This window comes from Halopolyspora algeriensis (genome assembly GCF_003337235.1).
In the GTDB taxonomy this organism is placed as follows: domain Bacteria; phylum Actinomycetota; class Actinomycetes; order Mycobacteriales; family Pseudonocardiaceae; genus Haloactinomyces; species Haloactinomyces algeriensis.
Genome location: NZ_QPJC01000012.1, coordinates 125,022 through 151,158 on the forward strand (window position 1 = coordinate 125,022; position 26,137 = coordinate 151,158).

The 26,137-nt window shown below is 68.6% G+C and carries 23 protein-coding genes and 1 tRNA gene; 12 read left to right on the forward strand and 12 right to left on the reverse strand.

Translation table 11 applies throughout. The annotated features are described in order from the left end of the window. Nucleotides 1-156 (reverse strand): Sp36 family protein, encoded by a 156-nt coding sequence (locus tag DFQ14_RS17260; RefSeq protein WP_019855875.1) that lies wholly within the window; start codon nucleotides 154-156, stop codon nucleotides 1-3. 84 nt (nucleotides 157-240) lie between these two features. Here DFQ14_RS17260 and bagA point away from each other — a divergent pair, with 84 nt between their 5' ends. Both bagA and bagB read left to right on the forward strand, forming a co-directional pair. Continuing rightward, on the forward strand, nucleotides 241-1,242 hold the full coding sequence (bagA, locus tag DFQ14_RS17265; protein ID WP_114454388.1) for an ATPase BagA: 1,002 nt from the start codon (nucleotides 241-243) through the stop codon (nucleotides 1,240-1,242). Beyond that, the gene (gene bagB, locus DFQ14_RS17270; RefSeq protein ID WP_114454336.1) at nucleotides 1,239-2,381 is read left to right on the forward strand and encodes an ATPase BagB; all 1,143 of its coding nucleotides are present in this window, start codon (nucleotides 1,239-1,241) and stop codon (nucleotides 2,379-2,381) included. The genes bagA and bagB overlap by 4 nt, the downstream gene beginning before the upstream one ends. Nucleotides 2,382-2,416: 35 nt before the next feature. Here bagB and DFQ14_RS17275 read toward each other — a convergent pair whose 3' ends face one another. Then, complete coding sequence (locus DFQ14_RS17275) at nucleotides 2,417-2,719, reverse strand: WhiB family transcriptional regulator (protein ID WP_114454337.1); 303 nt, start codon at nucleotides 2,717-2,719, stop codon at nucleotides 2,417-2,419. 245 nt (nucleotides 2,720-2,964) lie between these two features. Between DFQ14_RS17275 and DFQ14_RS17280 the strand changes: the two genes are divergently transcribed. Further along, nucleotides 2,965-5,376, forward strand: a complete 2,412-nt coding sequence (locus DFQ14_RS17280) for a penicillin-binding protein (protein ID WP_114454338.1) — start codon at nucleotides 2,965-2,967, stop codon at nucleotides 5,374-5,376. A gap of 66 nt (nucleotides 5,377-5,442) precedes the next feature. Continuing rightward, nucleotides 5,443-6,228: a siderophore-interacting protein gene (locus DFQ14_RS17285; RefSeq protein ID WP_246195845.1), complete on the forward strand. Its 786-nt coding sequence runs from the start codon at nucleotides 5,443-5,445 to the stop codon at nucleotides 6,226-6,228. Between the two features lie 99 nt (nucleotides 6,229-6,327). Here the strand turns inward: DFQ14_RS17285 and DFQ14_RS17290 are convergent, their stop codons facing one another. After that, nucleotides 6,328-6,798 (reverse strand): GatB/YqeY domain-containing protein, encoded by a 471-nt coding sequence (locus tag DFQ14_RS17290; protein WP_114454340.1) that lies wholly within the window; start codon nucleotides 6,796-6,798, stop codon nucleotides 6,328-6,330. Nucleotides 6,799-6,894: 96 nt separating this feature from the next. On the opposite strand from DFQ14_RS17290, the gene DFQ14_RS17295 reads away from it, so the two are divergent. From DFQ14_RS17295 to DFQ14_RS17305, 3 genes are all read left to right on the forward strand, one after another. Then, nucleotides 6,895-7,857 carry a metallophosphoesterase gene (locus DFQ14_RS17295; RefSeq protein WP_114454389.1) on the forward strand — a complete coding sequence of 321 codons (963 nt, stop codon included), beginning with the start codon at nucleotides 6,895-6,897 and terminating at the stop codon, nucleotides 7,855-7,857. 46 nt (nucleotides 7,858-7,903) lie between these two features. Next, nucleotides 7,904-7,977: transfer RNA gene (locus DFQ14_RS17300), tRNA-Pro, on the forward strand. 99 nt (nucleotides 7,978-8,076) lie between these two features. Next, nucleotides 8,077-9,921, forward strand: coding sequence for a prolyl oligopeptidase family serine peptidase (locus DFQ14_RS17305; protein WP_114454341.1), 1,845 nt, complete (start codon nucleotides 8,077-8,079; stop codon nucleotides 9,919-9,921). A gap of 59 nt (nucleotides 9,922-9,980) precedes the next feature. Here the strand turns inward: DFQ14_RS17305 and DFQ14_RS17310 are convergent, their stop codons facing one another. From DFQ14_RS17310 to DFQ14_RS17320, 3 genes are all read right to left on the reverse strand, one after another. Next, nucleotides 9,981-10,277 carry a hypothetical protein gene (locus DFQ14_RS17310; RefSeq protein ID WP_114454342.1) on the reverse strand — a complete coding sequence of 99 codons (297 nt, stop codon included), beginning with the start codon at nucleotides 10,275-10,277 and terminating at the stop codon, nucleotides 9,981-9,983. Between the two features lie 32 nt (nucleotides 10,278-10,309). Further along, the gene (locus tag DFQ14_RS17315) at nucleotides 10,310-10,510 is read right to left on the reverse strand and encodes a DUF1059 domain-containing protein (protein ID WP_114454343.1); all 201 of its coding nucleotides are present in this window, start codon (nucleotides 10,508-10,510) and stop codon (nucleotides 10,310-10,312) included. 64 nt (nucleotides 10,511-10,574) lie between these two features. Next, entirely contained in the window at nucleotides 10,575-11,294 is a 720-nt protein-coding gene (locus tag DFQ14_RS17320) for a Crp/Fnr family transcriptional regulator (protein ID WP_114454344.1), read from the reverse strand. A gap of 244 nt (nucleotides 11,295-11,538) precedes the next feature. On the opposite strand from DFQ14_RS17320, the gene DFQ14_RS17325 reads away from it, so the two are divergent. Beyond that, a complete protein-coding gene (locus tag DFQ14_RS17325) occupies nucleotides 11,539-12,618 on the forward strand; it encodes an NADH:flavin oxidoreductase/NADH oxidase (RefSeq protein ID WP_114454345.1) in 1,080 nt (359 codons plus the stop codon). A gap of 169 nt (nucleotides 12,619-12,787) precedes the next feature. Here DFQ14_RS17325 and DFQ14_RS17330 read toward each other — a convergent pair whose 3' ends face one another. After that, nucleotides 12,788-13,273 (reverse strand): Dps family protein, encoded by a 486-nt coding sequence (locus tag DFQ14_RS17330; protein WP_114454346.1) that lies wholly within the window; start codon nucleotides 13,271-13,273, stop codon nucleotides 12,788-12,790. 107 nt (nucleotides 13,274-13,380) lie between these two features. Beyond that, nucleotides 13,381-13,938 carry an NADPH-dependent FMN reductase gene (locus tag DFQ14_RS17335; protein ID WP_114454390.1) on the reverse strand — a complete coding sequence of 186 codons (558 nt, stop codon included), beginning with the start codon at nucleotides 13,936-13,938 and terminating at the stop codon, nucleotides 13,381-13,383. Nucleotides 13,939-14,129: 191 nt separating this feature from the next. On the opposite strand from DFQ14_RS17335, the gene DFQ14_RS17340 reads away from it, so the two are divergent. After that, complete coding sequence (locus DFQ14_RS17340; protein ID WP_246195844.1) at nucleotides 14,130-15,206, forward strand: alpha/beta hydrolase; 1,077 nt, start codon at nucleotides 14,130-14,132, stop codon at nucleotides 15,204-15,206. Nucleotides 15,207-15,243: 37 nt separating this feature from the next. Here DFQ14_RS17340 and DFQ14_RS22515 read toward each other — a convergent pair whose 3' ends face one another. Together DFQ14_RS22515 and DFQ14_RS17350 are read right to left on the reverse strand one after the other, a co-directional pair. Next, the gene (locus DFQ14_RS22515) at nucleotides 15,244-17,733 is read right to left on the reverse strand and encodes a helix-turn-helix transcriptional regulator (RefSeq protein ID WP_276513335.1); all 2,490 of its coding nucleotides are present in this window, start codon (nucleotides 17,731-17,733) and stop codon (nucleotides 15,244-15,246) included. Nucleotides 17,734-17,837: 104 nt separating this feature from the next. Continuing rightward, nucleotides 17,838-19,226: an Hsp70 family protein gene (locus tag DFQ14_RS17350; protein ID WP_114454349.1), complete on the reverse strand. Its 1,389-nt coding sequence runs from the start codon at nucleotides 19,224-19,226 to the stop codon at nucleotides 17,838-17,840. Nucleotides 19,227-19,489: 263 nt separating this feature from the next. Between DFQ14_RS17350 and DFQ14_RS21710 the strand changes: the two genes are divergently transcribed. The 3 genes from DFQ14_RS21710 (at nucleotide 19,490) to DFQ14_RS17365 (ending at nucleotide 23,939) form a co-directional block, all read left to right on the forward strand. Further along, nucleotides 19,490-20,371, forward strand: a complete 882-nt coding sequence (locus DFQ14_RS21710) for an IniB N-terminal domain-containing protein (RefSeq protein ID WP_141921411.1) — start codon at nucleotides 19,490-19,492, stop codon at nucleotides 20,369-20,371. 260 nt (nucleotides 20,372-20,631) lie between these two features. Further along, nucleotides 20,632-22,443: a dynamin family protein gene (locus DFQ14_RS17360; protein WP_114454351.1), complete on the forward strand. Its 1,812-nt coding sequence runs from the start codon at nucleotides 20,632-20,634 to the stop codon at nucleotides 22,441-22,443. Further along, the gene (locus tag DFQ14_RS17365; protein ID WP_114454352.1) at nucleotides 22,440-23,939 is read left to right on the forward strand and encodes a dynamin family protein; all 1,500 of its coding nucleotides are present in this window, start codon (nucleotides 22,440-22,442) and stop codon (nucleotides 23,937-23,939) included. Before DFQ14_RS17360 ends, DFQ14_RS17365 begins: the two co-directional genes overlap by 4 nt. A 150-nt stretch (nucleotides 23,940-24,089) precedes the next feature. Here DFQ14_RS17365 and DFQ14_RS17370 read toward each other — a convergent pair whose 3' ends face one another. Both DFQ14_RS17370 and DFQ14_RS17375 read right to left on the reverse strand, forming a co-directional pair. Further along, complete coding sequence (locus DFQ14_RS17370; RefSeq protein WP_114454353.1) at nucleotides 24,090-25,550, reverse strand: catalase; 1,461 nt, start codon at nucleotides 25,548-25,550, stop codon at nucleotides 24,090-24,092. Then, nucleotides 25,547-26,056 (reverse strand): transcriptional repressor, encoded by a 510-nt coding sequence (locus tag DFQ14_RS17375; protein WP_114454354.1) that lies wholly within the window; start codon nucleotides 26,054-26,056, stop codon nucleotides 25,547-25,549. The genes DFQ14_RS17370 and DFQ14_RS17375 overlap by 4 nt, the downstream gene beginning before the upstream one ends. Nucleotides 26,057-26,137 lie beyond the last annotated feature (81 nt).

Here is a 26,137-nt window from a genome sequence, read left to right on the forward strand (position 1 = left end):
TCATTCCTTCGGCCGCTTCATGTACGCGACCATCTGCTCACCGGTCGGCCCGGGCAGGACGGCGACGAGTTCCCAGCCGTCCTCCCCCCACTGGTCGAGGATCTGCTTGGTCGCGTGGCTGAGCAGCGGCACGGTCGAGTATTCCCACTTGGTCATGCCCGCCACCCTAAAACCTGTGCGGTCGCGGGCTCGGCTCGGCAGACACGACAGCCGTCACACACTTACGCTGAGTGCGTGACCATCTCTGACTGGGACGGGGAACCGAATCGTGCCCGGCTGCACTGGGTCAGCGGCAAGGGCGGGGTGGGAAAGACCACGGCCGCCGCCGCGCTGGCACTTGCGCTGGCGACCGGAGGACGCAGGGTGCTGCTGGTCGAGGTGGAGGGCAGGCAGGGCATCGCCCAGCTCTTCGACACCGCACCGCTGCCCTACTCCGAGGAATGGCTCGCGGCGGCACCCGGCGGCGGGGAACTGCGAGCGCTGGCCATCGACGCGGAACCGGCCCTGCTCGAGTACCTGGACATGTTCTACAACCTCGGCTTCGCCGGTCGCACACTGCACCGGATGGGTGCGATCGAGTTCGCGACCACCCTGGCTCCGGGGCTGCGCGATGTCCTGTTCACCGGCAAGATCAAGGAGTGCGTCGGGCGCACCGACGACCGTGGCCGCCACGTCTACGACGCTGTCGTGGTCGACGCGCCGCCGACCGGCAGGGTGGTCAAGTTCCTCGACGTGACCAAGGCCATGGCGGACCTGGCCAAGGTCGGGCCGATCCGCACCCAGAGCGAAGGGGTCGTGCGGCTGCTGCATTCCGGCGACAGCGTCGTGCACCTGGTCACCCTGCTCGAAGAGCTCCCGGTGCGGGAAGCGCTGGAGACCGTCGAGGAGCTCGACGCGGCCGACCTGCGCCCCGGAGCGATCCTGCTCAACCGGGTCCGGCCACCACGGCTGCCCACGCGATCGATCACCGCGGCCGCAGGCGGGCGCGTCGATGCCTCCCGCATCCGCGCCGGACTGGAGGCAGCCGGCCTGGACCGGGATGCCGGAGTGCTCGACGGCCTGGTCGCCGAGACCGTGGAGCACGCGACCCGCGCTCGCGCCGAGGACGAGGCACGCAAGCGGCTGGCCGCCACGGACCTGCCCTCGATCGCGCTGTCCGAGTTCACCGGCGGTATCGACGTGGCCGCCCTCTACGAACTCGCCGAAGAACTCACCGCACACGGGATCGGAGGTGCACGATGACCGAGCCTGCCGCGCGTCCCGATCCCCTGGACGTCGACGGATTCCTGGACGACCCCGCCAACCGGATCGTCGTGTGCTGCGGTTCGGGCGGCGTGGGCAAGACCACCACGGCCGCCGCACTCGCGATCCGTGCCGCCGAGCGCGGACGCAAGACCGTGGTGCTGACCATCGACCCCGCCAGGCGGCTGGCCCAGGCACTGGGCTTGCGCGAGCTGGACAACCAGCCGCGGCCGGTGGAGCTGGACGGCACGGACCCCGGAGCCGACCTCAGCGCGATGATGCTGGACATGCGCCGGACGTTCGACGACATGGTGCTCGCACACGCCGGGCGGGAGCGCGCGCAGCAGATCCTGGACAACCCCTTCTACCAGACGATCTCCACGTCGTTCTCCGGCACGCAGGAGTACATGGCGATGGAACGTCTCGGGCAGCTCGCCGCCGAGGACGTCTGGGACCTGATCATCGTGGACACCCCACCGAGCCGGTCGGCCCTGGACTTCCTCGATGCTCCGCAACGGCTGTCCACGGTGCTCGACGGCCGCCTGATCCGGATGCTCTCCAGCCCCGCGCGGGCAGGCGGGAAGGGGCTGCGCAAGATCGTCGGGGCGGGCTTCGGGATGTTCTCCAAGGTCGTCTCCACGATCATCGGTGGCCAGTTGCTGGCCGACGCCTCGGCGTTCGTGCAGGCCTTCGATTCCACCTTCGGCGGTTTCCGGGAACGCGCCGACTACACCTACCGCCTGCTGCGCTCCCCGAACACGTCGTTTCTGGTGGTGGCCGCACCGGAACCGGACTCCCTGCGCGAGGCGTCCCACTTCGTCGAACGCCTCGCCGGGGATTCCATCCCGCTGGCCGGGCTGATCGCCAACCGCACCCACCCGGTGCTGGCCGACCTCCCCGCGGCGCGGGCCCTGTCGGCAGCCGAGGAACTCGAAGCGGCGGGCTCCTCCCCGCTGGCCGCAGCGGTGCTGCGGCTGCACGCCGACCGGGTGGCGGTGGCCGAGCGGGAGAAGCGGCTGCTGGCCCGCTTCACCCGCGCCCACCCCGAGGTGCCCCTCGTCGACGTCCCGGCACTGTCCTCCGACGTGCACGACATGGAAGGGTTGCGGGAGATCGGTCATCGACTGGGGCAAGCCTGAAAGGCCGCGCAAACGGCCTTGTCACGGCGGAGCGCTCAGCCCACCCGGTACCCGTCCGGCCGAACGGATTCCCGGCGGGCCGCTTCCAGCAGGGCACGCCAGTTGCGGACACCGGGACGCCTGCGCAGCAGAGCACGCCGCTCCCGTTCCGTCATACCGCCCCACACACCGAACTCGATCCCCTTGTCGAGCGCCTCGGCCAGGCATTCCGTACGGACCTGGCAACCGAAGCAGACCATGCGCGCCTTGCGCTGCTCGGCACCCCGCACGAACAACCGGTCCGGGCTCTCGTCACGGCAAGCGGCACGAACTCGCCAATCCCCCTGATCGGACCTCACGTTCCCCCAGCTCCTTCCTGGATCGTCGGCGACCTTCTCCGTCCGGAGCCCCCGGCACCGGACGCCGGAACCACCCGATACGGGGAGATGGTTCCCGACTGTCGCCGAACGTGGACGCACTGTAGAGATGTCCGGTTCCATCGCCAACCGCCATTCGTGCGTTGGCCGGCTCACACTCATCCCATCGGGGGTTTCTTCGTCCGTGAAGGCCTGGCGCCTCCCCGCTCCGTCCTAGGGTTGGTCCTGTGCGAGTCCGGGATGGCCTGCTGAAGTTGTTCGGTCTGTGCGTGCTGGCCGGAGTCCTGGTGGCAGGCTTGCTTTTCCCCGCCGCGGGGGCACTCGGCGTCATCTCCAACCGCGCCGGCGACACCGTGAGCAACCTCTCCGCGAAGCTCGTGACCGAGCAGGCGCCGTTGGTGACCACGGTCACGGACCGAGCGGGCAACCCCATCGCGTACCTGTTCAAGCAGAACCGCACGCCTGTCACCTCCGACCAGATCGCCGACACGATGAAGGCCGCGATGGTGGCGATCGAGGACCAGCGGTTCTTCGAGCACGAGGGTGTGGATTGGCCGGGCACCGTGCGGGCCGCTCTCAGCAACCAGTTCGCGGGGAAGATCACCCAGGGCGCCTCGACGATCACCCAGCAGTACGTGAAGAACTACCTGGTGCACGTGGCCGCCGCGGACAACCCGGTCGAGCAGGCCGAAGCCACGGAACAGACCATCGCGCGCAAGCTGCGCGAGATCCGCATCGCCCTGCAACTGGAGAAGCGGCTGAGCAAGGAGGAGATCCTCACCCGCTACCTCAACGTGGTGCCGTTCGGCAGCCGGACCTACGGGGTGGCCGCCGCCGCGCGGACGTACTTCGAAACCACGCCCGACAAGCTCACGATCCCCCAGGCCGCGCTCCTGGCCGGGATCGTCAACAAGCCCGGCGCGCTGAACCCGGTGACCCATCCCGAGGACGCGCTGTTCCGGCGCAACCTCGTCATCGACGCCATGGCCCGCCAGCAGCGGATCACCCCGGAGGCGGCGCAGAAGGCGCGGGAAGCGCCGCTGGGCATCGTGCAGCCGCTCAACAGCCTGCCGAACGGCTGTGTCGGTGCGGGTCCCGAGAACGGGTTCTTCTGCAAGTACGTGATCGAGTACCTGGAACGGGCCGGCTTCTCCAGGGAGCAGCTCGAGCGCGGTGGTTACACCATCCGCACCACGCTGGACCAGAAGATCACGGCAGCAGCGCACAAATCAGCGCAGGAGCAGGTCCCACCCAAGGAGAGCGAAGGCATCACCAATGTGATGACGGTGGTCGAACCGGGCACGAAGAAACACGCGGTCCGGGCGCTGGTGACCAACCGGAACTTCGGTTTCGACAAGAGCAAGGGCGAGACCGCCTACGCCTGGCCGAGCTCGATGATTCCCCAGGGTGCGGGGTCGGTGTACAAGACGTTCGTCGCCGCCGCGGCCCTGGAGGAGGGGATGGGGATCAACAACGTCATCCCCTCCCCGGCCAGCTACACCTCACGGGTGTACACGAACGGCAGAGACCCGTACACGGTGAGCAACGCCGAGGGCGTCGATGCCGGGCCCCGGACACTGCAGATGGCCCTGGCCACCTCCCCGAACACGGCGTTCGTCGCCCTGCAGGAACGGGTCGGTCTCGACAACACGGTGGACATGGCCGCGCGCCTGGGGATGCGCAAGACCCTGCTCCGCAGCGACTTCGGCGGCCAGCCGCTGAGTCCGGCCGGAGACGAGCTCTCCCAGGCCGAGACGATCAAGCAGAACAACTTCGGCCCGTTCACGCTCGGGTTCACGCCGACCAGCCCGCTGGAACTGGCCAACGTCTCCGCCACGATCAGCAGTGGCGGGGTGTGGTGCCCACCCACGCCGATCAAGAGCATCGTTGACCGGCACGGCAACCCGGTCTCGATCACGGAGTCACCGTGCGAGCAGGCCGTGGACGAGGAACTGGCCAACGCCCTGTTCGTCGGCATGAGCAAGGACACCACCGACGGCACCGCCGTCGCCGCGGCCAAGGACGCGGACTGGACCCGGAAGGTGGCGGCCAAGACCGGAACGACCGAAAGCTACGAGTCCGCCGCGTTCATCGGTGCGACCGCGCACCTCGCCGGATCGGTGCTGACCTTCGCCCACGGGCCCGGACAGCAGGGCATCTGTCTCGGCAACCCCCCGCGGTTGTGCGGCGGCGGCAACATCTACGGCGGCACGATCCCCGCACACACCTGGATGGGCGCGATGAAACCCGTCCACGAGGGGCTGCCGACCGTCCCGCTGCCCCCCGTGACACCGCGCTACGCCGACGGCGGTTCCGACTCGGAGGTCCCCAACGTCGTCGGTATGAACGCCAAGCAGGCGACGAAGAAGCTGCGCGACGCCGGATACAAGATCAACAGGCAGTCGGTGAGCAGCTCGCGCTCCCGGGGACTCGTGATCAGCCAGAGCCCGCGCGGTTCCGTCCCTCAGGGCAAGGCCATCACGATCTCGGTGAGTACCGGCTACATCCCGCCGCCGCAGACCCACACGAGGAAACCGTCACCCGAGCAGGCCCGGCCGCCGCAGGACACGTCCCGGAAGCCTCCGAGTGGGCAGTCCCCGGCTCCGTCCCCGTCCACATCGCCCACACCCGGCGGGTGAGGGCGGCTACCGGCCCGAGAGCGGCAGACAGCGCCTGCCTGCACTGCTTGCCTACACTCGACTGCTGTGACGAGCACGCATTCCGGCACGCGAAGCGTGCAGGCCCGGTACCGACTGCTGGATGTCCGCGCCGTCGAGCGGATCACCCCGCGCATGGTGCGAGTGACCCTGGGCGGTGAGGAATTGGCGGACTTCACCGACAAGGGAACCGACCAGCGGATCAAGCTGTGCCTGCCGGAACCGGGTCGCCCGGCCCCGCTGGGCCGGACCCGCGCGGAAGTGTTCGCGCTCCCTCGCGAACAGCAGCCACGCCAGCGCACCTACACGGTCCGCCATGTCGACGCGCATCGCCGGGAGCTGATGGTCGACCTGGTACTGCACGACCACATCGGTCCGGGGGCGAGCTGGGCGGCGAACGTACGGCCCGGCGACCGGATCGTCACGGTCGGCCCGAGCCCGTCGTACCAACCGAGTCCGGAAGCGAACCCACTGGTCCTCGCGGGTGACGAGACCGCCCTGCCCGCCATCTCGGCGATCGTGGAGCAACTTCCCCGTGCCACACCCGTGCGCGTGTTCGTCGAGATCGCCGACGGCGAAGAGCAGCAGGAGATCGCCACCGTCGCCGATGTCGAGTGGACCTGGCTGCACCGTGACGGGATACCGGCAGGCCGGTCGAGCCTGCTCACCGAAGCCGTCCGCACAGCCGAGCTCGGGACGCACCCGCACGTGTGGATCGGTGCGGAATCCGACACGGTTCGCGAGCTGCGCGCACACTTCCAGGATGTACTGGGGTGGCAGCGTCGGCGGGTGTACGCGCTGGCTTACTGGCGCCGTGACCGCGCCGAGCGCTGACCCATCGCGCTAAACCGTATCGCTCAGCACCCGGCTTCGAACCCGCTCTTTCGCTCACGTGATCAGCGTGGGCAGGATGCGCAGGTCCGAGGCAGGTTCTCAGCCCGCGAGTTCGGCCTTGACCGCCGCCGCGACCCGACCGCCCTCGGCGCGGCCGGCCACCTTCGCGTTCGCGACCTTCATGACCTGCCCCATCTGCTTCGGACCGGGCTGCTCGCCGAGATCGGCTGCGACCTCGGACACCGCCGCCCGTACGAGCTCGCCCAGTTCCTCCTCGCCGAGCTGGGCGGGAAGGTAGCGGCGCAAGACCTCGCCCTCCGACCGCTCGGCCGCGGCCTGCTCCGGACGGCCCGCGGTGTCGAACGCGGCCGCCGACTCCTCGCGTTTCTTGGCCTCCTTGGACAGGACGCGCTGCACTTCCTCGTCGGTGAGTTCCCGCGCCTGCTTGCCTGCGACTTCCTCCGTACCGACGGCGGACAGCGCCATCCGCAGAACGCCGGTGGCGACGGTATCGCGTTCCTTGATCGCCGCGGTCAGGTCCGCCCGCAGCTTTTCCTTCAGTTCGGCCATGGCTCGATTATCCCGCCCGTCACCGCCGGTGCTCCACGCGAGGTCGATCTCGGGGGAGACAGTGCCTGCCCCGCGAATCACCGTAGAGTGGACGGTGTGAACACGCTCGGTCGGACCCTGCTTGCCACCGGTGCATTCGGCGCCGCCACACTCGCCTACTCGGCCGGGGTCGAGCGCAGGCACTGGACGTTGCGGCGCGCCACGCTGCCGGTGCTCGGCGAAAGCAGTCGCGAGCTGCGGGTGTTGCACATCTCGGACCTGCACATGACGCCGAACCAGCGCTCGAAGCAGCGCTGGGTGGCCGCCCTCGACGAGCTCGAACCCGACCTGGTCGTCAACACCGGCGACAATCTCGCCCACCCGCAGGCAGTACCGGCCGTGCTGCGTGCCCTGGGCCCGCTGCTGGACCGGCCCGGAGTGTTCGTCTTCGGCAGCAACGACTACTACGCACCGAAACCGAAGAATCCCGCCCGCTACCTGCTGCCCTCCGCCCGGATGAAGCGCATCCGCGGCGCTCGGCTGCCGTGGGGCGATCTCCGTGCGGCGATGACCGAGCGCGGCTGGCAGGACCTCACCCATCAGCGCCACGAGCTCACGGTGTCCGGAATCACCGTGCACGCCGCGGGGGTGGACGACCCGCACCTCAAACGCGATCGCTATTCGCGGATCGCGGGTGCCGTTCCCGAGGGCGCCCAACTCGGCCTCGGGGTGACGCACTCGCCCGAGCCACGGGTTCTGGACGCATTCGCCGAGGACGGATACGACCTGGTCATGGCCGGCCACACGCACGGCGGCCAGCTGCGCGTACCGGGCTACGGTGCGATCGTCACCAACTGCGAGCTGGATCGCTCGCGAGCGCGTGGCGCCTCGACGTGGGGGCATCACATGCGGTTGCACGTCTCGGCCGGGCTGGGGACCTCGCCGTACGCCCCCTTCCGGTTCGCCTGCCCGCCGGAGGCAACCCTGTTGACGCTGGTTCCGCGCTCGCAGGAAGCGCCACAGCAGCATGCGGACGCAGTCGGTGGGCCCCGTTTCGGGACGGACACGAACGTCCGATAGACTTTGCCGCGACGGTGAGCAAGCACCCGATACACCGTCTTTGCTCCGGGGTGTAGCGCAGTTTGGGAGCGCGCCTCGTTCGGGTCGAGGAGGTCGTGGGTTCAAATCCCGCCACCCCGACAGGAAAGGGCCTGGCCACAGCCTCAGCAGGGTTGTGGCCAGGCCCTTGAATCACCCCGTGCTCGCTCCGGCTCCCGGGATCGGGCAGGATCGGTACTCGTGAGCACCTATCCCAGCGCGACGGTCCCGAAGACGCTGTTCGACGATCCGGAGAAGGAAGCACGCTGGCGGGCACGTTTCAGCGCCCCGCGGGTGTCGGTACCGGACTGGGCACGCGACGCACCACAACGCAGCCTGTACGTGTCGAACGTCAGCGGCACCTGGGAGCTCTACGCGTGGGATCGCTCCACCGGCACCCATCGGCAGGTCACCGATCGTCCGAACGGCACGTTCCACGGCACCCTGCCCGCCGACGGCGAGCGGGTCTGGTGGTTCGACGACACCGACGGTGACGAGTTCGGAAGCTGGGTCAGCGAGCCGTTCGGCGCGCACGACACGCGCCCCGAGCAGGCCCTGCCCGGCACTCACCCCGGGTACCCGGCAGGGCTGGAGCTGGGTGCTCGGGTGATCGCGGCGGGCATGTCCACCGACGACGGTGTGACCGTGTGGGTCGCGCGCGACGGCGGCACTCCGGAGGTCGTCTACCAGCACGAGCAGGACGGCGGACTGGCCACGCTTTCCCGGGACGAGAGCCTGCTGGTGATCGCGCATTCCGAGCACGGCGACAGCAGGCACCCCGCGCTGCGGGTGCTGCGCGTGGCGGACGGGTCCACGGTCGTCGAGAAGTGGGACGGCCCGGGCAAGGGGCTGGCCGCGCTGGACTTCGCGCCGATAGCGGGAGATCCACGGTTGCTGGTCCTGCATGAACGTCGCGGGCGGGAAGAACCGTTGATCTGGGATGTCGAGACCGACACCGAAACCGAACTCGACCTGGGTCTACCGGGTGAGGTCGATGCCGACTGGTACCCGGACGGGCGAGCACTGCTGATCACCCACACCCATCGGGCGCGGACCACGATGCATCGCTACGACCTCGACTCCGGCACCGTGACCGCGTTGTCGACGCCGGTCGGTACCGTCGGCACCGCCTCGGTCCGGCCGGATCACGCCGTGGAGTACTCGTGGTCGTCGGCGGCCGAGCCCGGTCTCGTGCGCACCCTGTCCCCGCGCGGTGACGACCGCGTACTGCTCACTCCGGGGGAGAACCGTGCCCCCGAATCGTTGCCGGTCGACGATGCCTTCATCGAGGTGCCCCACGGGCCGAACGACACCGTGCACGCCCTGATCGCGCGACCCGCCGACGCGGGCCACGGCCCGCTTCCGACGGTGTTCAACCTGCACGGTGGCCCGCACGCCGCCGACGAGGACCGCTTCTCCTCCTATCGCGCGGCATGGCTGGATGCGGGTTTTGCCGTGGTGGAGGTCAACTACCGGGGATCGACGGGCTACGGCTCGCAGTGGCGGGACGCGATCGAGGGCCGCCCCGGCCTGACCGAACTGGCCGACGTCGCGCACGTACAGGACTGGGCGATCGAGCAGGGTCTGACCACTCCGGCCCTCAGCGTGGTGGCGGGTGCTTCGTGGGGGGGCTACCTGACGCTGCTGGCACTGGGCACGCAGCCGGATCGGTGGGCCGGTGGTGTCGCGGGCGTACCGGTCGCCGACTACGTGTCGGCCTATGCCGACGAGATGGAACCACTGCGTGCCTTCGACCGCGCCATGTTCGGCGGAGCACCGGAACAGGTGCCCGAGGTCTATCGGAAGTGCTCGCCGATCACCTACGTCGACCAGGTACGCGCGCCGCTGCTGGTGCTGGCGGGCGACAACGATCCGCGCTGCCCGATCCGCCAGATCCTGAACTACCTGGACCGGCTGCAGCAGCGGGAAATGCCGTTCGAGTTCTACCGCTACGACGCCGGGCACGGCTCGTTGGTGATCGCCGAGACGCTCGATCAAGTCGCCACGGAGATCCACTTCGCTCGTCGCGCCGTCGGGATGTCCTGACGGTCGGAACGGGTCCGGCGACTCCGCAGGACCCGTTCACTCGGCCCTGCAGGCTCCTGCTACAAAGCTTCCTCGCGCCGGACATCCAGGTTGTGGAACCGGGGTTCCCCGTCGCAGATCCGCCGCATCTTGCGTGCGATCTCGTTGGTCTCGGGCAGCTCGGAGTTGCGCATGGCCTCCTCGTACGAGGGGAACTCGACGATCTCGACGTAGCCTCCGGGATCGTCCCTGTCGGCGGTGACCATGATCCGAGTCGCGGTCCGCTTGCCGTTGGTGGCCGCAGCCCACTCGTCCATGATCCGGTCGGCCTCGTCGGCCTGCTCGGTGTGATATTCGATCAACTGCACGAATCGCATGTTCTGTGCTCCTTGTGTCGTACCGTTGCCGGTCAGGCCGTGGGTGATGCGGCGATCTCGTCCTCGAGACTCCTGCGGATCTCCGCACGCATTTCCGGGCTGTCGACGTGGCCGTGCACCGAGGCCGCGTGCTCGGCCGCCGCGCGGACCACTTCCTCCTCCTCACCGGTGATCGTCAGCGTGCAGTTCATCTCGCTCGGCAGCTTGCGGCAGTCCGCGACCTTCCTGGCCATGACGGTCTCCTCACGTCGTGTCGGAACTCCGTACCGCGAGAATCGAGCAGCGCAAGGCGCCCTGTCAGGAACTTCGGTTCCAGTCGAGCCCGATACGCCGATCGGTGCCACTGCCCTGGGCGTGCTCCCGCGCGGAGTCCAGGAGCACGATGCGGTCCCGCTCGGTGCGGACCAGCCCCGCCGACCGCAGCTCCCGCAGGATGCGCACCACGACCTCGCGTACGGTGCCGACCTGGTCGGCGAGTTCCTGTTGACTGATCCGGGCCGACAGCTCCGAGTCCCGCTGTCCGAAGGTGGCGATGTCGCACAGGTGACTGAGCACGCGGTCGTGCAGGGAGGAGAACACCGCATCGCCGATCGCGTTCATGTAGGTGATGGCCCGGTCGCTGAGTTCGGTCAGCAGGGCATGGCTGACCCGCACATCACTGCGTGCCAGCGCCCGCAGCGTCTCCGGGTTCAGAGACAGTACCCGGGCGTCGGTGACCGCTTGCAGACCGGCAGGCGCGGTGCCGGAGGCGAACAGTGTCGCGACACCGAGCAGGGAGCCCGGCCGGGAGTAGCGCAGCGTCACCTGCCTCCCGGCAGAGGAGATCAGGTAGCTGCGGATCAGTCCGCTGACCAGGAGGTAGCAGAAGACGTCGGTCCGGCCGGTGGTCACCAGTGCCCCGCCTGCCCGGACGTGGAAATCGACGGAGCGTCCGAGAACACGATCGAGCAGCTCGTGCGGAAGACCCGAGAGCTCACTCCGCGCGAGCGAGGCGGCCACCTCGACATCGACGCTCATCACGGCATCCCGATTTTTCCGTGGAGAGGAACCGGTTGGGCCCGCGGACCCCCGTCGAGGTAGCCGAGAGTACGCCGGTGCTCTCCGGTGAGCAGGAGATCGGCTCTGCGGCACGGAGACCGCGACCGGCGCGGCTCACCGGGTTTTCGATCTCACCGATGCGCAGCTCGTCAGCAGCGGGCCGCAGTGCGCACAGCCCGGCGCGCCGGAATACCGCGTCCGTCTCCCGTGGTTGCCACGGGACGTGAGCCACCTGTTCGAACCCGTCAAGTTCCGCGATATCGACATCCGCAACCGGGCCTGGGTCTCGCCCATGTGCCAGTACTCGGCTACCGACGGTGTGCCCGACGACTGGCATCTGGTGCACCTCGGTCAGTTCGCCACCGGCGGTGCCGGCCTGGTCTTCACCGAAGCCACGGCTGTGGCGCCCCCGGGTCGGATCAGCCCTGCCGACACCGGCCTGTGGAACGACGAGCAGACCGCGGCCTGGCAGCGGATCACCCGCTTCCTGCACGACCACGGCTCGGCGGCCGGTATCCAGCTCGCGCATGCCGGACGCAAGGCGTCCGTGCAGGCGCCGTGGGAGGGCGGCGGCAGCATTTCCGACTCGGAGGGAGGTTGGCGGACCGTCAGCTCGACCGACACGGCCTTCGGCGACCTCGCCGCTCCGCGGGCGCTCGGTGAGCAGGAAGTCGCCGCGCTGCCCGAGCAGTTCGCGCAGGCCGCGCGCCGGGCCGAGGAAGCGGGGTTCGACGTGATCGAACTCCACTTCGCGCACGGTTACCTCGCTCACCAGTTCTACTCCCCGCTGGTCAACGACCGGACCGATCGCTATGGCGGCGACTTCGACAGCCGGGTGCGGCTCCTGCTGGAGATCACCGACGCCGTGCGCGCGGTGTGGCCGCAGGAGCGGCCGCTGTTCGCGCGCATCTCGGCCACCGACTGGGTGGAGGGCGGATGGACCGGGGACGACTCGGTGCGGTTGGCACGCCTGCTGGCCGAGCGCGGGATCGACCTGGTCGACGCTTCCACCGGAGGGGCCGTCCCGTACGCCGACATCCCGGTCGGCTCCGGCTACCAGGTGCGCTTCGCGCGTCGGGTGCGCGCCGAGGCGGGTGTGCCCACCGGAGCGGTCGGGTTGATCACCTCTGCCGAGCAGGCCGAGGAGATCATCTCCTCCGGATCCGCGGATGCGGTCCTGCTCGCCCGCGAGCTGCTGCGCAACCCGCACTGGCCGCTGCATGCCGCCGATCGGTTGCGCAGAGGATCCCCGAGCGGGGGTTCGCTGTGGCCGCGTCAGTACGAGCGGGCCGCTCGGCGCTGACTCGACTCAGCAGGGAGATGGCCCGGTCGGGCGAGCATCCGGGACCTCCCCGGGGCGTGTCGCACTTCGAGAGAGGTCCCGGATGCAGCAGCTGGTGGCGGTTTCACGCAAAGCCGCCACCAGCTACCCGTCCCCAGGGGTGGCGGAATCGGGCAGGAACCCGGTCGCTTCAGGACTCGACGAGCTTCGCCTGCCACATCCAGTGGGTTTCCTCCAGCTTCGCAGCGATCGAGATCAGCAGGTCCTGCGTGACCGCGTCGGTCTTACCCGTCTCGTCGACGCGTGGCCGCAAGCGGCCGATCACCTTGCTCAATGCCTCCGCGACGAACTCGACGACCTCGCGGTCGTTCTTCCACCCCGCATCCACCTTCGGTACACCGGAGTTCTCGGCGACCGTCGCGGCTCGGGCGTCCGGTGAGATACCGATCGTGGCGGCCCGCTCGGCCACGTCGTCGGCGAAGCCCCTGGCGCTGTCGACGAGTTCGTCGAGATGCAGGTGGACTTCGCGGAAGTGACTGCCCACGACGTTCCAGTGAGCCTGTTTGGCGACCAGATGCAGATCCACGAGGTCGACCAAGGTGCCCTGCAGTGCCTTGCCCGTGATGTCGCGCTCGGAGTTGTTCAGCGGGCTGGTGATCGGGTCCTTCTCGACCATCGTCGTACCTCCTCGGATTCGACAAGCACGCCTCGGTTCACGCGTGCTCTTCCGAGTGGGTACCCGTGATCCGGCCGGATATTCACTCGCGTGTGACCGGCAGGAACTCACGGTTGCCGGAGCGCGAAGTCCACCACCTGCTGACCGATCGTGTGCAGGGTCGAGCTCACCTTCGGGTCCGGAACGTCACCGTCGGGTCCGAGCCTGGTCTCGGCCGAGTTGACCGCGGCTCCCAGCGGGGTCGGCCAGCCGCGCAGCGCGTGCACCACCGAACGCAGCTGTTGCAGAGTGGTCACCGTGGCCTGCCAGCCATAGGCGGTGCCGACGCACCCCACGGCCCGGCCGTCGAGGTACGGCCGATCGTCCTGGCGAAGGTCCTCGACATAGTCCAGAGCGTTCTTGATCAACCCCGAGAAGGTGCCGTGGTAGCCGGGAGACGAGATCACGACACCGTCCGCGGCACGAAGCGCCTCCACGAGTTCGTGCGCACTGTCCGTGCGCTCGGTGACCGTCGGGTCGAAGAAAGGCAGGACCAGGCTGCTGCCGGTGATCGCGTGGACCTTGGCGCCGGCGTCGCGCGCACCCGCGAGTACCGCGTGCAGGGCACGCTCGGACTGCGAATCGGAACGCACCGACCCACCGATCCCCACCACGGTCACCGTCATCGCCATGATCCCTTCTGTGATATCACCCGCTTTTCGTCGCCCTTGCCGATTCGTGTGGTGCTCGACCAGGCGTACGCACACGCCACGTTACGAGTTCACGTGAACTCGAGGTCAATCACGGGCACATGTCTCGTATCACAAGCTACTTACGGGTAGCGTCTGATCAGCACTATTTCACCGGGAGGTTCACCGTGTCCAAACCCCTCGATCTGATCCCGTCGCACCTGCAGACGCGTGTGCAAGGAGCCGCACTCCGCCGGGTGCTCACCCTGCCGCGCCCGGTATTGCGCCGGATCGCGGGCGAACCGATCCGGATCGACGGGCAGGAACTGGCGCTCGAGGCTCAGGCCCTGCTCCGGCTGCAGGCGCTGGCCGGCCGCACCCAACTGTCGGCCGACACCGCGGAGAAGGCGCGGGCGGGCATGCGTGAGGCGGCGGAGATCATCGGCAACGCACCCGTGGCCGAGGTGGAGGCGAGGTCCGAGCGCATTCCCACGGCGAGCGGCGGCCTCGACGCGCGCCTGTACCGGCCGGAAACGCTGACCGAGCCGAGCGAGCTGATGGTCTTCTACCACGGTGGTGGGTGGGTCATCGGCGACCTCGACAGCCACGACGGGCTGTGCCGGATGCTGGCCGAGCACATCGGTATCCGGGTGCTGTCCGTGGATTACCGGCTCGCCCCCGAACATCCCTTCCCCGCAGCGGTCGACGACGCCATCGACGGGTACCGCTACGCCCTCGACCACGCCGAGGAGCTCGGGAGCACGCCGGATTCGCTGCTCGTGGGCGGCGACAGCGCCGGCGGTAATCTCGCGGCGGCGGTCGCCCAGCATGCGACCGCGTCCGGCACGAAGAAGCCCGTGTTGCAGGCCCTGCTGTACCCGGCCGTCGACGCCAGTGTGCGGCGCCGCTCGCGGGAACTGTTCGGCGAGGGATTCCTGCTCACCGACACGGACATGGACTGGTTCATGGACCACTACCAGCCGGACCCGGATCTGCGTGGCGACCCGCGCCTGTCCGTACTGCTGGCCGAGGACCTGAGCGATCTCCCACCGGCCTACGTGGTCACCGCCGGTTTCGATCCGCTGCGCGACGAGGGAGAGGAGTACGTGCGCCGCCTCCGCCAGGCGGGAGTGCCGGTGGCCGCCCGGCGATTCCCGGACCTGATGCACGGGTTCCTGAACCTGTACGCCGCCGGAGGGCGCTTCCAGGAGGTGCTGTTCGAGATCATCGGGTCGATCCGTGCGAGTCTGGCGCTGCGCAGCTGAGGGCTGCGGGGCGACGCAGGCGCAGCGGGAGCCTCCGTCAGCCGAGGAGCGTGCGGAGTTGGGTCAGTAGCTCCTCGCGGGTGGTGCAGCCGAGACGCTGCTTGATCCGTCCGATGTGGTGCTCGACGGTCTTGGCGGAAATGAACAGCCGCTTGCCGACCTGCTTGTAGGTGTATCCGGCCAGGACCAGTTCGGCGACTTCCTTCTCCCGGCCACTGAGCAGGCCCATCCCGCCGGCATCGGCCGCGTGACCGTTCCGATCGCCTGCGGGGTGCTTCTGCGGCCGCGGAGCCTTGCCCTGCAGGGATCGCGCGCACTCCAGCAACGCCAGCATCACCCGTCGATCGGTCGTGCGGACCGCGGCCTGCCCGGCCAGATTGGCGCCGTCCCAGGGCAGACCCACCGCGTGCAGGGCACGAGCAGTGCGCTCGGTGGTGTCCTGATCGATCTCCCCGGCCAGGATCTCCAGCCACACACGCGCACCATCGGCCATCGCCGCGGACAGCGAGTTGTGCTGGGCCATGCCCTCCAGAGTGCCGGCGTGCTCCCGTGCCTGCTCCGGCTGCTCCATCACGATCGCCGCCTGCAGGCACTTCCAGTGCAGCATGGCACTCCACAGTGGCGGCGTGTCCAGCCCGGTGAGCAGATCCTGCGCCTGCCGCAGATACGGCGCCAGCCACTCCCGGTCGCGCAATCGCGCAGCGGCGCTCACGAGCTCACCGAGCGGCAACAGGGTGAACAGGTCCACGGGATGTTCGGCGACGATCTTGCGGGCGCGGCCGCGCACGTCGGCCAGCGCAGCCATGTCGTTGTCCCGGTTGGCGATCCCCGCCTCGATCGCGATCGCCGTGAGGCGGTCTCTCGTGGCGAGGGCATCCACCTCCTGGTACACGTCGGCCAGCTTGGTGCGCGCCGCCATGGTGTCTCCCCGCAGCAGCGGGACCCACGCCGAGAGCAGGCGATGCCGGGACCGCAGCAACGGTCCACCGATTCCGGACTCGATCGCGCGGTCGGTCATCGACTCGGCGACGTCGAACTCTCCACAGTGCAAGGCCACCACGGCGGCCACAGCGGCGGGCGTGTCGGGCAGGAGCACCGCAGGCCCGACCGGTTCCGCCAGCGAGGCCGAGCGGACCAGTGTGGACAGCGCAGCCGCGGCCGAACCGCCGACCGATTCGTACATCCCCTCGGCGAGCTGCGTGGCCGTACCGGACAGTGTTGTCGGCGGGCCGGTGTCGGCGGACGAGCGCAGCAGCTGCCCCGCTTCCTCCGGTCTCCCGGTCCCGAGCAGTCCGACCACGGCGAAGGCGGCATCACCGGACCAGCGGACATGCTCCATCGACCACCGGCACAGCTCCGTGGAGCGCGCGAGCTGCCCACGGTGGGCCAGCACGGTCGCGGCAACCTGGATGCCGAGAGCGCGGTCGTCGGTGGTGTCGTCCACGATCACCCGGTCGGCGGTGCGGAGGGCCTCGTCGAGATTCCCGGCCGCCGCGGCCGCGCGAGCACGCCGAGCGGACACCGACGTCACCGTGGCCCCCGCCGACACGGCGGCATCGAACAGCCGCACCGCCAGCTTCGGCGAGTCCGGCCACGCTTCGTCACCCGCCTTCTCGAACGCCGTCGCCAGCGCGGGTTCCGGCAGCGGTGCGAGCTCCGCGTTCAGCAGCGGCCGGACCAACTCGAGCACCGGGCCGCCCCGATCGAGCTGGATGTGGACCAACTGCCGCAGCATGTCGAACCGCTGCTCCCACGGGGTCAGCGCGAGCACCGCCTCCCGCGCCACCGGCAGCAGACCGTCGTGGGCGTCCACCAGCCCGCTCGCGCGTATCGCCGGCATCGCCTCGGCAACGGCCGTCGATGTGACACCGAGGGTCGAGGCGAGCAGCGCGGGATGCGGAGCGGCACCGACGGCCATGGCGGTCAGGCAGTCCCGCACGGGCTCGTCGAACTGGTCCAGATCGTGGTGAAACAGGTCGAATGCGGCACGGGGCGTGCCGGGCTTCCCGTCCGGACCGAGCCCTGCGGGATTGCCCGTGCTCAACAACCGGGAGACCAACCGGGGAACGCCTGCGGTCCACGAGTGCAGATATTCCACCAGTTCCGAGGTGGCCCGGTCTCCGAGTGCGGTCTCGGCCTGCTCGACGATCTCCTGTCTGCTCAGCCCATCCAGCAGGATCGGGCGGGTGTGCTGCCCGAGTGCGCCGACGAGTGCGGCCAGCGCGGTCGGGCGCGGCCACGGGCGGTAGGTGACGATCAACCGCGCGGAGGTGTTCTGCGCGAGTTCCCGAAGCGCGTGCAACGTCGCCTCGTCGAGCCGGTGGGCATCATCGACGAGCACGGCCGCACCGGAAGGGTCGACCGGTATCGACGTGGAGTCGCACACCGTGATCCCCGCGTCCCGGTAGATCCGGGCCAGCTCGCCGAGCAGTGTCGTCTTACCGTAGCCGCCCGCCCCCTGGACTCCGGCGATGACCGGTGCTGCCGGATCCGTGGCGACCAGCCGGCGCAACGCTGTTGCGGACACAGCCGTGCCGGGGGCGGGAGGTGCGACTGTCGGGTGATTCACTGGCCGTCCCAATCGGTGAGCAGTGTTCGTTCGATGCGGCGGTGCTGGTCGGTGGTCTCCGGTTATCGCGACAGAATGCCCAGACTCGGTTGCTGCGGCCCACCCCAACCCTGCATATAGGTCAGGACAAGCCCGAAGATGATCAGCGCCGCGGCCAGGACCAGTTTGATGATCTTGAATGTGCGGTTGGTCTCAGGGGGTTCGAGGGACAACGGTTCGATCTCGACCGGCGGACGCGGCACCTCGGGGCGCTCCGGCGCTTCGCTCTCCTCCTCGACGATCGGCAGGCTCTCGGGGTCGTGCTCCACACGCATCAGCAGGCTCGTCTCCTCGGCCGCCACGGGCCGGCTGCGTCCGGGCAGGAGCACGGTGCGTGCGGCACAGGCCGCTCCCCTCGCGGCCACCAACTCGGGAGCACCGTCCACTTGCGCCTGCTGCTCGAAGCGCCGGGAAACGAGCTGCTGCACCAGCGGGGTCCTGGCCGTACCACCCGCCAGCACGAGCGCGCCGGGTTCGGTCGAGCCGATCGGCGCGGACTGCACGGCCTGCTGGAGCAGGTCGGGCACGTATTCGAGGTGGTTACGGGCGAGTTGTTCGTACTTCGCTCGGGAGAGCGCCACCTGTGTACGGACCTGCGGCAACTCCACCCGCAGCGCGATCCCGGGCTGGTGCGACAGGGCTTCCCTGCCTCGGATGCACTCGGCGCGCAACTGGAACGCGGCCACCCGATCGCGCGGATCGGCGGGGTCGAGTGCGGGCGAGGACTCACCGAGCTCCTTGCGGAGGTACCCGAGGACCTCGTCGTCGAGTGCCTGACCGCTCGGATGTTCGGAGTCCAGCGGGGAACCGAGCACTTCGAAGCCGGGGAGCTCGCCGTCCTGCGATTTGCGCAGCACCGTGGCATCGCAGCCGCTGCCGCCGATATTGGCGACGGCGATCGTGTCGTTCTCCTCCACCCGTGTCCGGCTCGCGTAGTCCAGCCCGACCGCCACCGACTCGGGAAGCAGGGTCACCTCGTTCAGGCCGAGCTGGGCCAGCTCCCGGTACACGAGATGGGTGCGATGCGGGCCCCAGGCAGCGTGGTGCGCGACGGCGATGTGATCCGGGGGAGCACCCTGGCGGTGTGCGACCTGGTCGGCCACCCATTCGATCATGACCGCGGCGAGGCGGTGCGCGGTGACGAACTCGCTGCCCACCAGCAGCGGGCAGTCGTCCCCCACCTGTCGAGTGAAGGACCGCACCACCCACTCGTGGTGAGCCGGCTCCTGCCGTTGGGCGACCTCCCCGGCCACGAACGAGCCGTCCTGCACCTTGCACAGCATGGTGGGAACGGCGGGTGCCGCACTGCCCAGCGGGAACGGGGAAGCCGGTACAGCCTGGTTCTCGTCACGCCGAACGACCGCGGCCGACGTCGCAGTGGCCCCCAGGTGAATTCCCAGGACGTAAGGCATGTCACCCCTTCCGGTTCACCTGATCGAGCACAGATGCAGGCACCCAACTTAGCGCGAGCTTGGTTACACAAGGACGTGGGATACCCCTATCAACCCCCTAACGGGTTACACGAATGATCCCCTAATAGAGGTTTCAATGACTAGGAGTGCTTCCCGATGGACGGGGCGCGAACGCTCGGTAGCTTGAGTAATCGGGAGCACGGGGAACGGCACCACCCTCGCCCGGCTTCACCAACTCACTGAGTTCGCAGAGGAGATCAGCGATGCTGCATTCTCAATCGGAGCAGGATCCGGGGTCGATGCACTCGACCTCGGCAGGTGCCCCCACTTCCAACTCCGGGACCCAAGCCGCCCAGGCCGACCAGCCGACGCTGTACGAGTTCCTCACGCAGCTCGTCAGCAACCCGCAGGCCCGGTCGGCATTCGAGGCTGATCCTCGAGCCTCGTTGGACGGCGCCGGCCTCGGAGACATGACCGCGACAGACGTGCTCCAGGGCGCGTCGCTGGTACTCGACTACGCACCGGCCGAGGTCGTGCAGGAGTACGGTCGTTCGCTGCAGAGCAGCGTCGACACGTTCGCCGCGAGCACTCAGCACGTCGCGATCAACCAACTGCATCCCGCACAAGAACACGAGCATCAGGAAGCGACGGAACCAAGCATGCTGCAGAACTCCCAGGACACCTCCTCCAACGGCGACGCCGACGAGCAGATGCCGGCCGACAACGGCAACAACGGCGGCGGCAACGCCGAGGCCGGCAACAACGTCGAGGTCAACCACAGCGTCGAGCACACCGACTCGCACAACGTGGTCAGCGTGCACGACGTGCTCAGCGACAACTCCCTCGCCGGCGTGGGCAACACCGTCGACTCCGTGGGTGACACCGTCAACAACACCGTCAACTCCGTGAGCAGCACGGTCGACGCCGTCGGTGTCAACAACGTCGTGGGCGGCGTCGCCAACGTGGCCGTGGAGGACGTTGTGGGCAACGTCACCGGCGCCGTGGGTGGCGTCGTCGGCGGCGTGACCGGCGCGGGTGACGTCCAGACCTACGGCGGCGACGCCGAGGCCAACGCCGGCCTGGTCGGCAACGTCGGCGGCACGGTCGACGGCGTGACCAGCGGCCTCGGCCTGGACGTGCTCTGATTCCACGAGCACTCACACACCGGAGCACTCCTCGGTACCCCTTGCGAGCCCCTCGAGGGTCGCGCAACGACCGAATCGAGTGATCACCTTCCGGTAGGTGCACTATCGGGCCGGGTCCGTTCTCCCCTCGACGGACCCGGCCCGATGTCTGTGTCACCGCCCGTACTCGCAGTACCGGAAAATCCGACGAACCGGGCATGCACTGCGAGCTTTCACCCATCCGGGTTTTCCCCCGAGAGCGGGACCGTCACAATCGGACTGTGATCGAAACGGCTCTCGTGGAACTGATCGACCGGACAACGGCCGAGTGTGTCGGGCAGCAGCGCCCCGATCTCCACCACCGGATGCGGCAGATCCGCAACCGGGTTCTGGATCCCGCCCAGCTCGTCCTGGTGGTCGGTGAGCCGAAGCAGGGCAAGAGCGAGCTCGTCAACTCCGTGGTCAACGCGGCGGTCTGCAGTGCCGGTGAGGAGACCACCACGGCCGTGCCGACGATCGTGCGCTACTCCGAGGAGCCCTCCGCGCAGCTCGTCCAGCAGGAACCCTCCCCCGATCCCGCCGCGCTCGACCGGCTGCCGGTCCCCATCGAACGGGTCCACAACGAGCTCGACCAAGCCGTCTCCCACGGCCGTCCCGTCACCCGCACCGAAATCAGCCTGCCGCGGGCGATCCTCAAAAACGGCCTGGTGCTCATGGACACGCCCGGAGTCGGCAGCGTCTCCGCCTCACTGACCGCCACCACACAGGCAGTGGTGGCCGAAGCCGACGCGCTGCTCATGGTCTCCGACGCCACACAGGAACTGACCACCAACGAGATCAGCTTCCTGCGCCAGGCCACCGCGCTGTGCCCGAACGTGGCGCTCGTGCAGCCCAAAACCGACATCGTCCCGCAGTGGCGGCAGGTCGTCGAGCTCAACCGCAAGCACCTGTCGAACGCAGGCATCTCGGCCAAGATCTTTCCGGTCTCGGCGAAGATCCGGGTCCGCGCGACCAGCGCCAAGGATCCCGACCTCAACACCGAGTCCGGCTTCCCCCCGCTGCTGGACTACCTGCGCAACGAGCTGGCGGGCAAGCACGAGGAATTCACGCGCAAGCTGGTGTCCCACAACATCACCGACGTCGTCGATCAGCTCATGACGGCTCTGCGGGAGGAACTCAGCAACCAGAACCCCCGCACCGCCACCGAGACACTGCTCGAGCTGGAAAGCGCCCAGCGCCGGGCCGAGGACCTCAAGCGGGCCGTCGGCCGGTGGCAGAAAACGCTGTCCGAGGGCATCCAGGAGCTGTATTCCGACATCGAGCACGACTTCCGGGAACGCAGCTGGACGATTCAGCACCAGGTCGGCGAGATCTTCGACGAGGCGGACCCGAACACGACGTGGGAGGAGTTCGCCGAGTGGCTGTCGACCAGTCTCTCCGAATCCATCGCCGACACCTTCGGATGGCTGGACGAGCGCCGCGAGCGACTCACCGAGCAGGTCTGTGACGAGCTTCTGCGCGAGCACATCCGGACACTGCCCAACGTGGAACGGATCCAAGCACCCGACCCGCTGGACCGCGTGCCGGAGCCGACCCCGCCGAAGAACGCGAACTACCCCCGCAAGGACCAGATCCTGACCGGGCTGCGGGGCTCCTACGCCGGCGTGCTCATGTTCGGGCTGATCACCAGCATGGCCGGTCTTCCCCTGATGAACGTCGTGTCGATCTCGGCCGGCTTGCTGCTGGGCACCAAGAGCCTCAACGAGGAAAAGGACTCGCGGCTCAAGCGCAGGCAGGCCGAGGCACGCGCGGCCGTCCACCGCTACGTGGACCACGTAACGTTCCAGGTGAACAAGGAAGGCCGGGATACCATTCGGAACCTGCACCAGCAGTTGTACGACCACTGCAACCGAGTCACCGAGCAGGCCCAGGCCCAGGTCAGCCGAACCATTCAGGACATCAAGCGGGAAGCCGAGCGCAGTGCCGTCGACCGTGACGAACGCGCGCGGGAGATCAAGCGGAAGCTGGAGGAACTGACCGTTCTACGCAAGCGTGCCGCCATGCTGGCCTCGAACCGCATCGCCGCCGCATGACCGCCTCCACCAGCACCGCCGAGGCGCCCGCCGGTCTGCTCCAGCAGGCTCGTGCCCTGCTGATCCGGACGATGACCTTCTACCGGGACGATCCCAGAACGGCAAGCTGGCTGCGCGAGCGTCTCGAGCGGATCGAGGCACCGCTGCGGATCGCCGTCACCGGGCGGGTCAAGTCGGGCAAGTCGACGCTCATCAACGCGCTGGTGGGCGCGGAACTCGCCCCGACCGATGCCGAGGAGCGCACCCAGGTCAACACCGTCTACCAGTACGGGCCGGAGCCGAGAATCACCGCCTACACCCCGCACGGTGCGGCGCAGAACGTCCCCGTCACCACACTGGACCCCGGCACGATCCGGGACCTGCAGCGCTGGCGGCCCGACGAGATCTCTCGGCTGGTGATCGACTCCCCGTCACCGGGACTGCAGGCCATCACGCTGATCGAAACGCCCGGAGTGTCCTCCTCGGCGGTGAAGGAAACCGGCCGCTCGGCACTGGCGCAGATCCTGTCCGAAGCCGATGCCATGCTCTACCTCACGCGGCATCCGCACCAGACCGACATACAGTTCCTGCAGTCGGCACACGAACTCGAGGTCGCCCGCCGCGCACCGATCAACACGATTCTCGCGTTCTCCCGCGCCGACGAGGTCGGCAGCGGCGGCAGTGATGCCATGCCCTCGGCGGACAGGGTCGCGGAACTGTATCGGAACGAGCCACGAGTACGGTCCTTCGCGCAATACGTGCTGCCGGTGATCGGTCTGCTCGGCCAGGCCGCGGCGACACTCGACGCGGACGATTTCGATGCGCTGGCCGCCCTGGCACGCCTGTCCTCGGCGGAGTTCGAGAACCTGCTGCTGTCCGCAGACCGATTCGTCAACAGCACAACACCGGAGACCGTGTCCACCACCACCCGCCAGGACCTGCTCCAGCGGTTCGGCCGCTTCGGTGTCGAGCACGCGGTCACGCTGATCACCCGGGGCGCGGGAGATCTCAAGAAACTCCGCTCGGCGCTGCTGGCCGACAGCCGCCTCAACGACCTGCAGGAATCCTTACATCAGCAGTTCGTCGAACGCCAGGAGGCCCTGCGGGCGCGGTCCGTGCTGATGGCCGTGGAGATGGTGCTTCGGGCCAATCCACGTTCCGGTGGACGCCAGTTGCGGGGGGAGTTCGAGCGGCTGCTGGCGAATGCGCACGAATGGGACGAGCTGCGCCTGCTGTCGGCGCTGCGTTCCGGACAGGTGCGTCTGCCACCGCATGAGCGGGAGGCGGCGGAACGGCTGCTGGGGGCGTTCGGCAATCAGCGGCACATCCGACTCGGCCGGCGGCCGGACGCCCCGGAGTCCGAATTGTCCAACCGGGCCAGCGACGCCCTGCTCCAATGGCGAACTCTGGCGATGGACCCGATGCGGGACCACGTGCACCGGGAAGCGGCGCGGACGGTACTGCGCAGCTGCGAGCGCCTCATCGCGGACACGTCGGTGCGCGACACCGCGGGCTGAGGACGGTTCGCGCGAAAACCACCCGACTCCGGCGAAAAACCGCCGGGCCCGGGAAGCACGTTCCCAGGCCCGGCGGTGTGGTGGAAGCCGCGGTCGGCGGCTTCGGGCCGGATCCGTTCCGGACGGACCTCAGCCCGAACAAGACCGTCGTCAGTTACCGCTGCCCTTGACCTTCTCGGCGATCTTGTCGCCGGTGTCCTTGTCGACGTTGCGCCAGTAGTCCAGCGCGCGGTCCAGCACCGGCTGCTGCACGCCGCCGAGCAGGTGTCCGGCGACGTTGTCGACGAACCGGGCGCGCTCGGCGTCGTCGAACACCTCGCGCACCAGCGTGCCCGGCTGCCCGAAGTCGTCGTCCTCGGAGTGCAGCTGGTAGGCCGAGCGGATGACCTCCTGCTCGATGCCGGTGGCCGCGTCGTCCTCACCGGACTTCGCACGGTCGGCGTGCGGGCCGCCCTTGGAGTTCGGCGCGTACACCGGGTCCTGCCCGCCGAAGCTGTAGCGCATCTGCCCGTCCTTGGAGTACGAGTTCACCTCGTTGATCGGACGGTTGACCGGCAGGTCCATGTAGTTCGCGCCGATCCGGTAGCGGTGCGCGTCCGGGTAGGCGAACAGGCGGCCCTGCAGCATCTTGTCCGGCGAGGCACCGATGCCGGGGGGCATGTTGGCGGGCTCGAACGCGGCCTGCTCGATCTGCGCGAAGTAGTTCTCCGGGTTGCGGTTGAGCACGAACCGGCCGACCTTGATCAGCGGGTAGTCGGCGTGCGGCCACACCTTGGTCAGGTCGAACGGGTTGAACCGGTAGTCCGCGGCGTCGGTGAACGGCATGACCTGCACGTAGAGCGTCCAGCTCGGGTGCTCGCCGCCCTTGATGGTGTTCCACAGGTCGCGGATGTAGTAGTCACCGTCGGCACCGGCCAGCCGGTCGGCCTCGTCCTGCGGCAGGTAGTCGTGGCCCTGGTCGGTCTTGAAGTGGTACTTCACCCAGAACTTCTCGCCGGCGGCGTTGGTCCACATGAAGGTGTGCGAACCGTAGAGGTTCATGTGGCGCCAGGTCTTGGGGATACCGCGGTCACCCATCAACCAGGTCACCTGGTGCGCCGACTCGGGAGTCAGCGACCAGAAGTCCCACTGCATGTCGTTGTCGCGCAGGTGGTTGTCGGCGCGGCGCTTCTGCGAGTGGATGAAGTCCGGGAACTTGATCGCGTCGCGGATGAAGAACACCGGGGTGTTGTTGCCCACGAGGTCGTAGTTGCCCTCGGAGGTGTAGAACTTGATCGCCGTGCCGCGCGGGTCGCGCCAGGTGTCGGGGGACCCCAGCTCGCCCGCGACCGAGGAGAACCGGATGAGGGTCTCGGTCTTGGCGCCCGGCTGGAACACCGCGGCCTTGGTGTACTGGCTGACGTCCTCGGTGACCTCGAAGAAGCCGAAAGCGCCGCCACCCTTGGCGTGCACGACGCGTTCGGGCACGCGCTCACGGTTGAACTGCGCGTTCTTCTCGATCAGGTAGTGATCCTGCAGCAGGATCGGCCCGTTGCTCCCGGCGGTCAGCGAGTGATCATCGCTGGCGACCGGGATACCGGCGTTCGTGGTCGTGGGTCGTGGCGAACTCACGATCGTCCCTCCTCGTGATGGTGGCTCCGGTCCTGGGTGTGGGCGGACCGGCAATCTGGGCACAGGCCCCAGAAAACGACCTCCGCCTCGTCCACGACGTAGCCCGCTGTGGACGAGGGGGCCAGGCACGGAGCGGTGCCGTGGACGCAGTCCACGTCCTCGGCCCGTCCGCATGCCCGGCACACCAGATGATGATGGTTGTCGTCGATACGAGTCTCGAAACGAGCCGGGTGCCCGGCCGGCTCGATTCGGCGCAGCAGCCCTGCGGCGGTGCACGCGTGCAGCACGTCGTAGATGGCCTGCGTGGACACCGAGCCGAGCTCGTCCCGTACCGCACCGGCCACCGCCTCGGCGGTCGAGTGCGGGTTGTCCCACAGCCACCTGAGCACGGCGATCCGTGGTCGGGTGGCTCGAAGCCCGACATCACGCAGTTGCCCGCCCGGGTCGGGGAAGCTCGGTTCGCCCTGGCGCAGGCTGGTGCTGTCGGAAGTCGTGCTGGGTGCCATAGCGAGAACCAGTATGCCACGCATAATCTGGAACCAGTCAAGAAAACGCGAGAAATCCACCCGCGGGGAGGACACTACGGT

What these genes read in the sequence shown, in the direction of transcription:
- DFQ14_RS17290 (WP_114454340.1), bottom strand. Translation starts at nt 6,798, where the DNA reads ATGGCCGAACTGAAGGAAAAGCTGCGGGCGGACCTGACCGCGGCGATC.
- DFQ14_RS17260 (WP_019855875.1), bottom strand. Translation starts at nt 156, where the DNA reads ATGACCAAGTGGGAATACTCGACCGTGCCGCTGCTCAGCCACGCGACC.
- DFQ14_RS17375 (WP_114454354.1), bottom strand. Translation starts at nt 26,056, where the DNA reads ATGGCACCCAGCACGACTTCCGACAGCACCAGCCTGCGCCAGGGCGAA.
- DFQ14_RS17320 (WP_114454344.1), bottom strand. Translation starts at nt 11,294, where the DNA reads ATGAGCGTCGATGTCGAGGTGGCCGCCTCGCTCGCGCGGAGTGAGCTC.
- DFQ14_RS17350 (WP_114454349.1), bottom strand. Translation starts at nt 19,226, where the DNA reads ATGCCTTACGTCCTGGGAATTCACCTGGGGGCCACTGCGACGTCGGCC.
- DFQ14_RS17330 (WP_114454346.1), bottom strand. Translation starts at nt 13,273, where the DNA reads ATGGTCGAGAAGGACCCGATCACCAGCCCGCTGAACAACTCCGAGCGC.
- DFQ14_RS17365 (WP_114454352.1), top strand. Translation starts at nt 22,440, where the DNA reads ATGACCGCCTCCACCAGCACCGCCGAGGCGCCCGCCGGTCTGCTCCAG.
- DFQ14_RS21710 (WP_141921411.1), top strand. Translation starts at nt 19,490, where the DNA reads ATGCTGCATTCTCAATCGGAGCAGGATCCGGGGTCGATGCACTCGACC.
- DFQ14_RS17315 (WP_114454343.1), bottom strand. Translation starts at nt 10,510, where the DNA reads ATGGCCAGGAAGGTCGCGGACTGCCGCAAGCTGCCGAGCGAGATGAAC.
- DFQ14_RS17310 (WP_114454342.1), bottom strand. Translation starts at nt 10,277, where the DNA reads ATGCGATTCGTGCAGTTGATCGAATATCACACCGAGCAGGCCGACGAG.
- DFQ14_RS17335 (WP_114454390.1), bottom strand. Translation starts at nt 13,938, where the DNA reads ATGACGGTGACCGTGGTGGGGATCGGTGGGTCGGTGCGTTCCGATTCG.
- bagB (WP_114454336.1), top strand. Translation starts at nt 1,239, where the DNA reads ATGACCGAGCCTGCCGCGCGTCCCGATCCCCTGGACGTCGACGGATTC.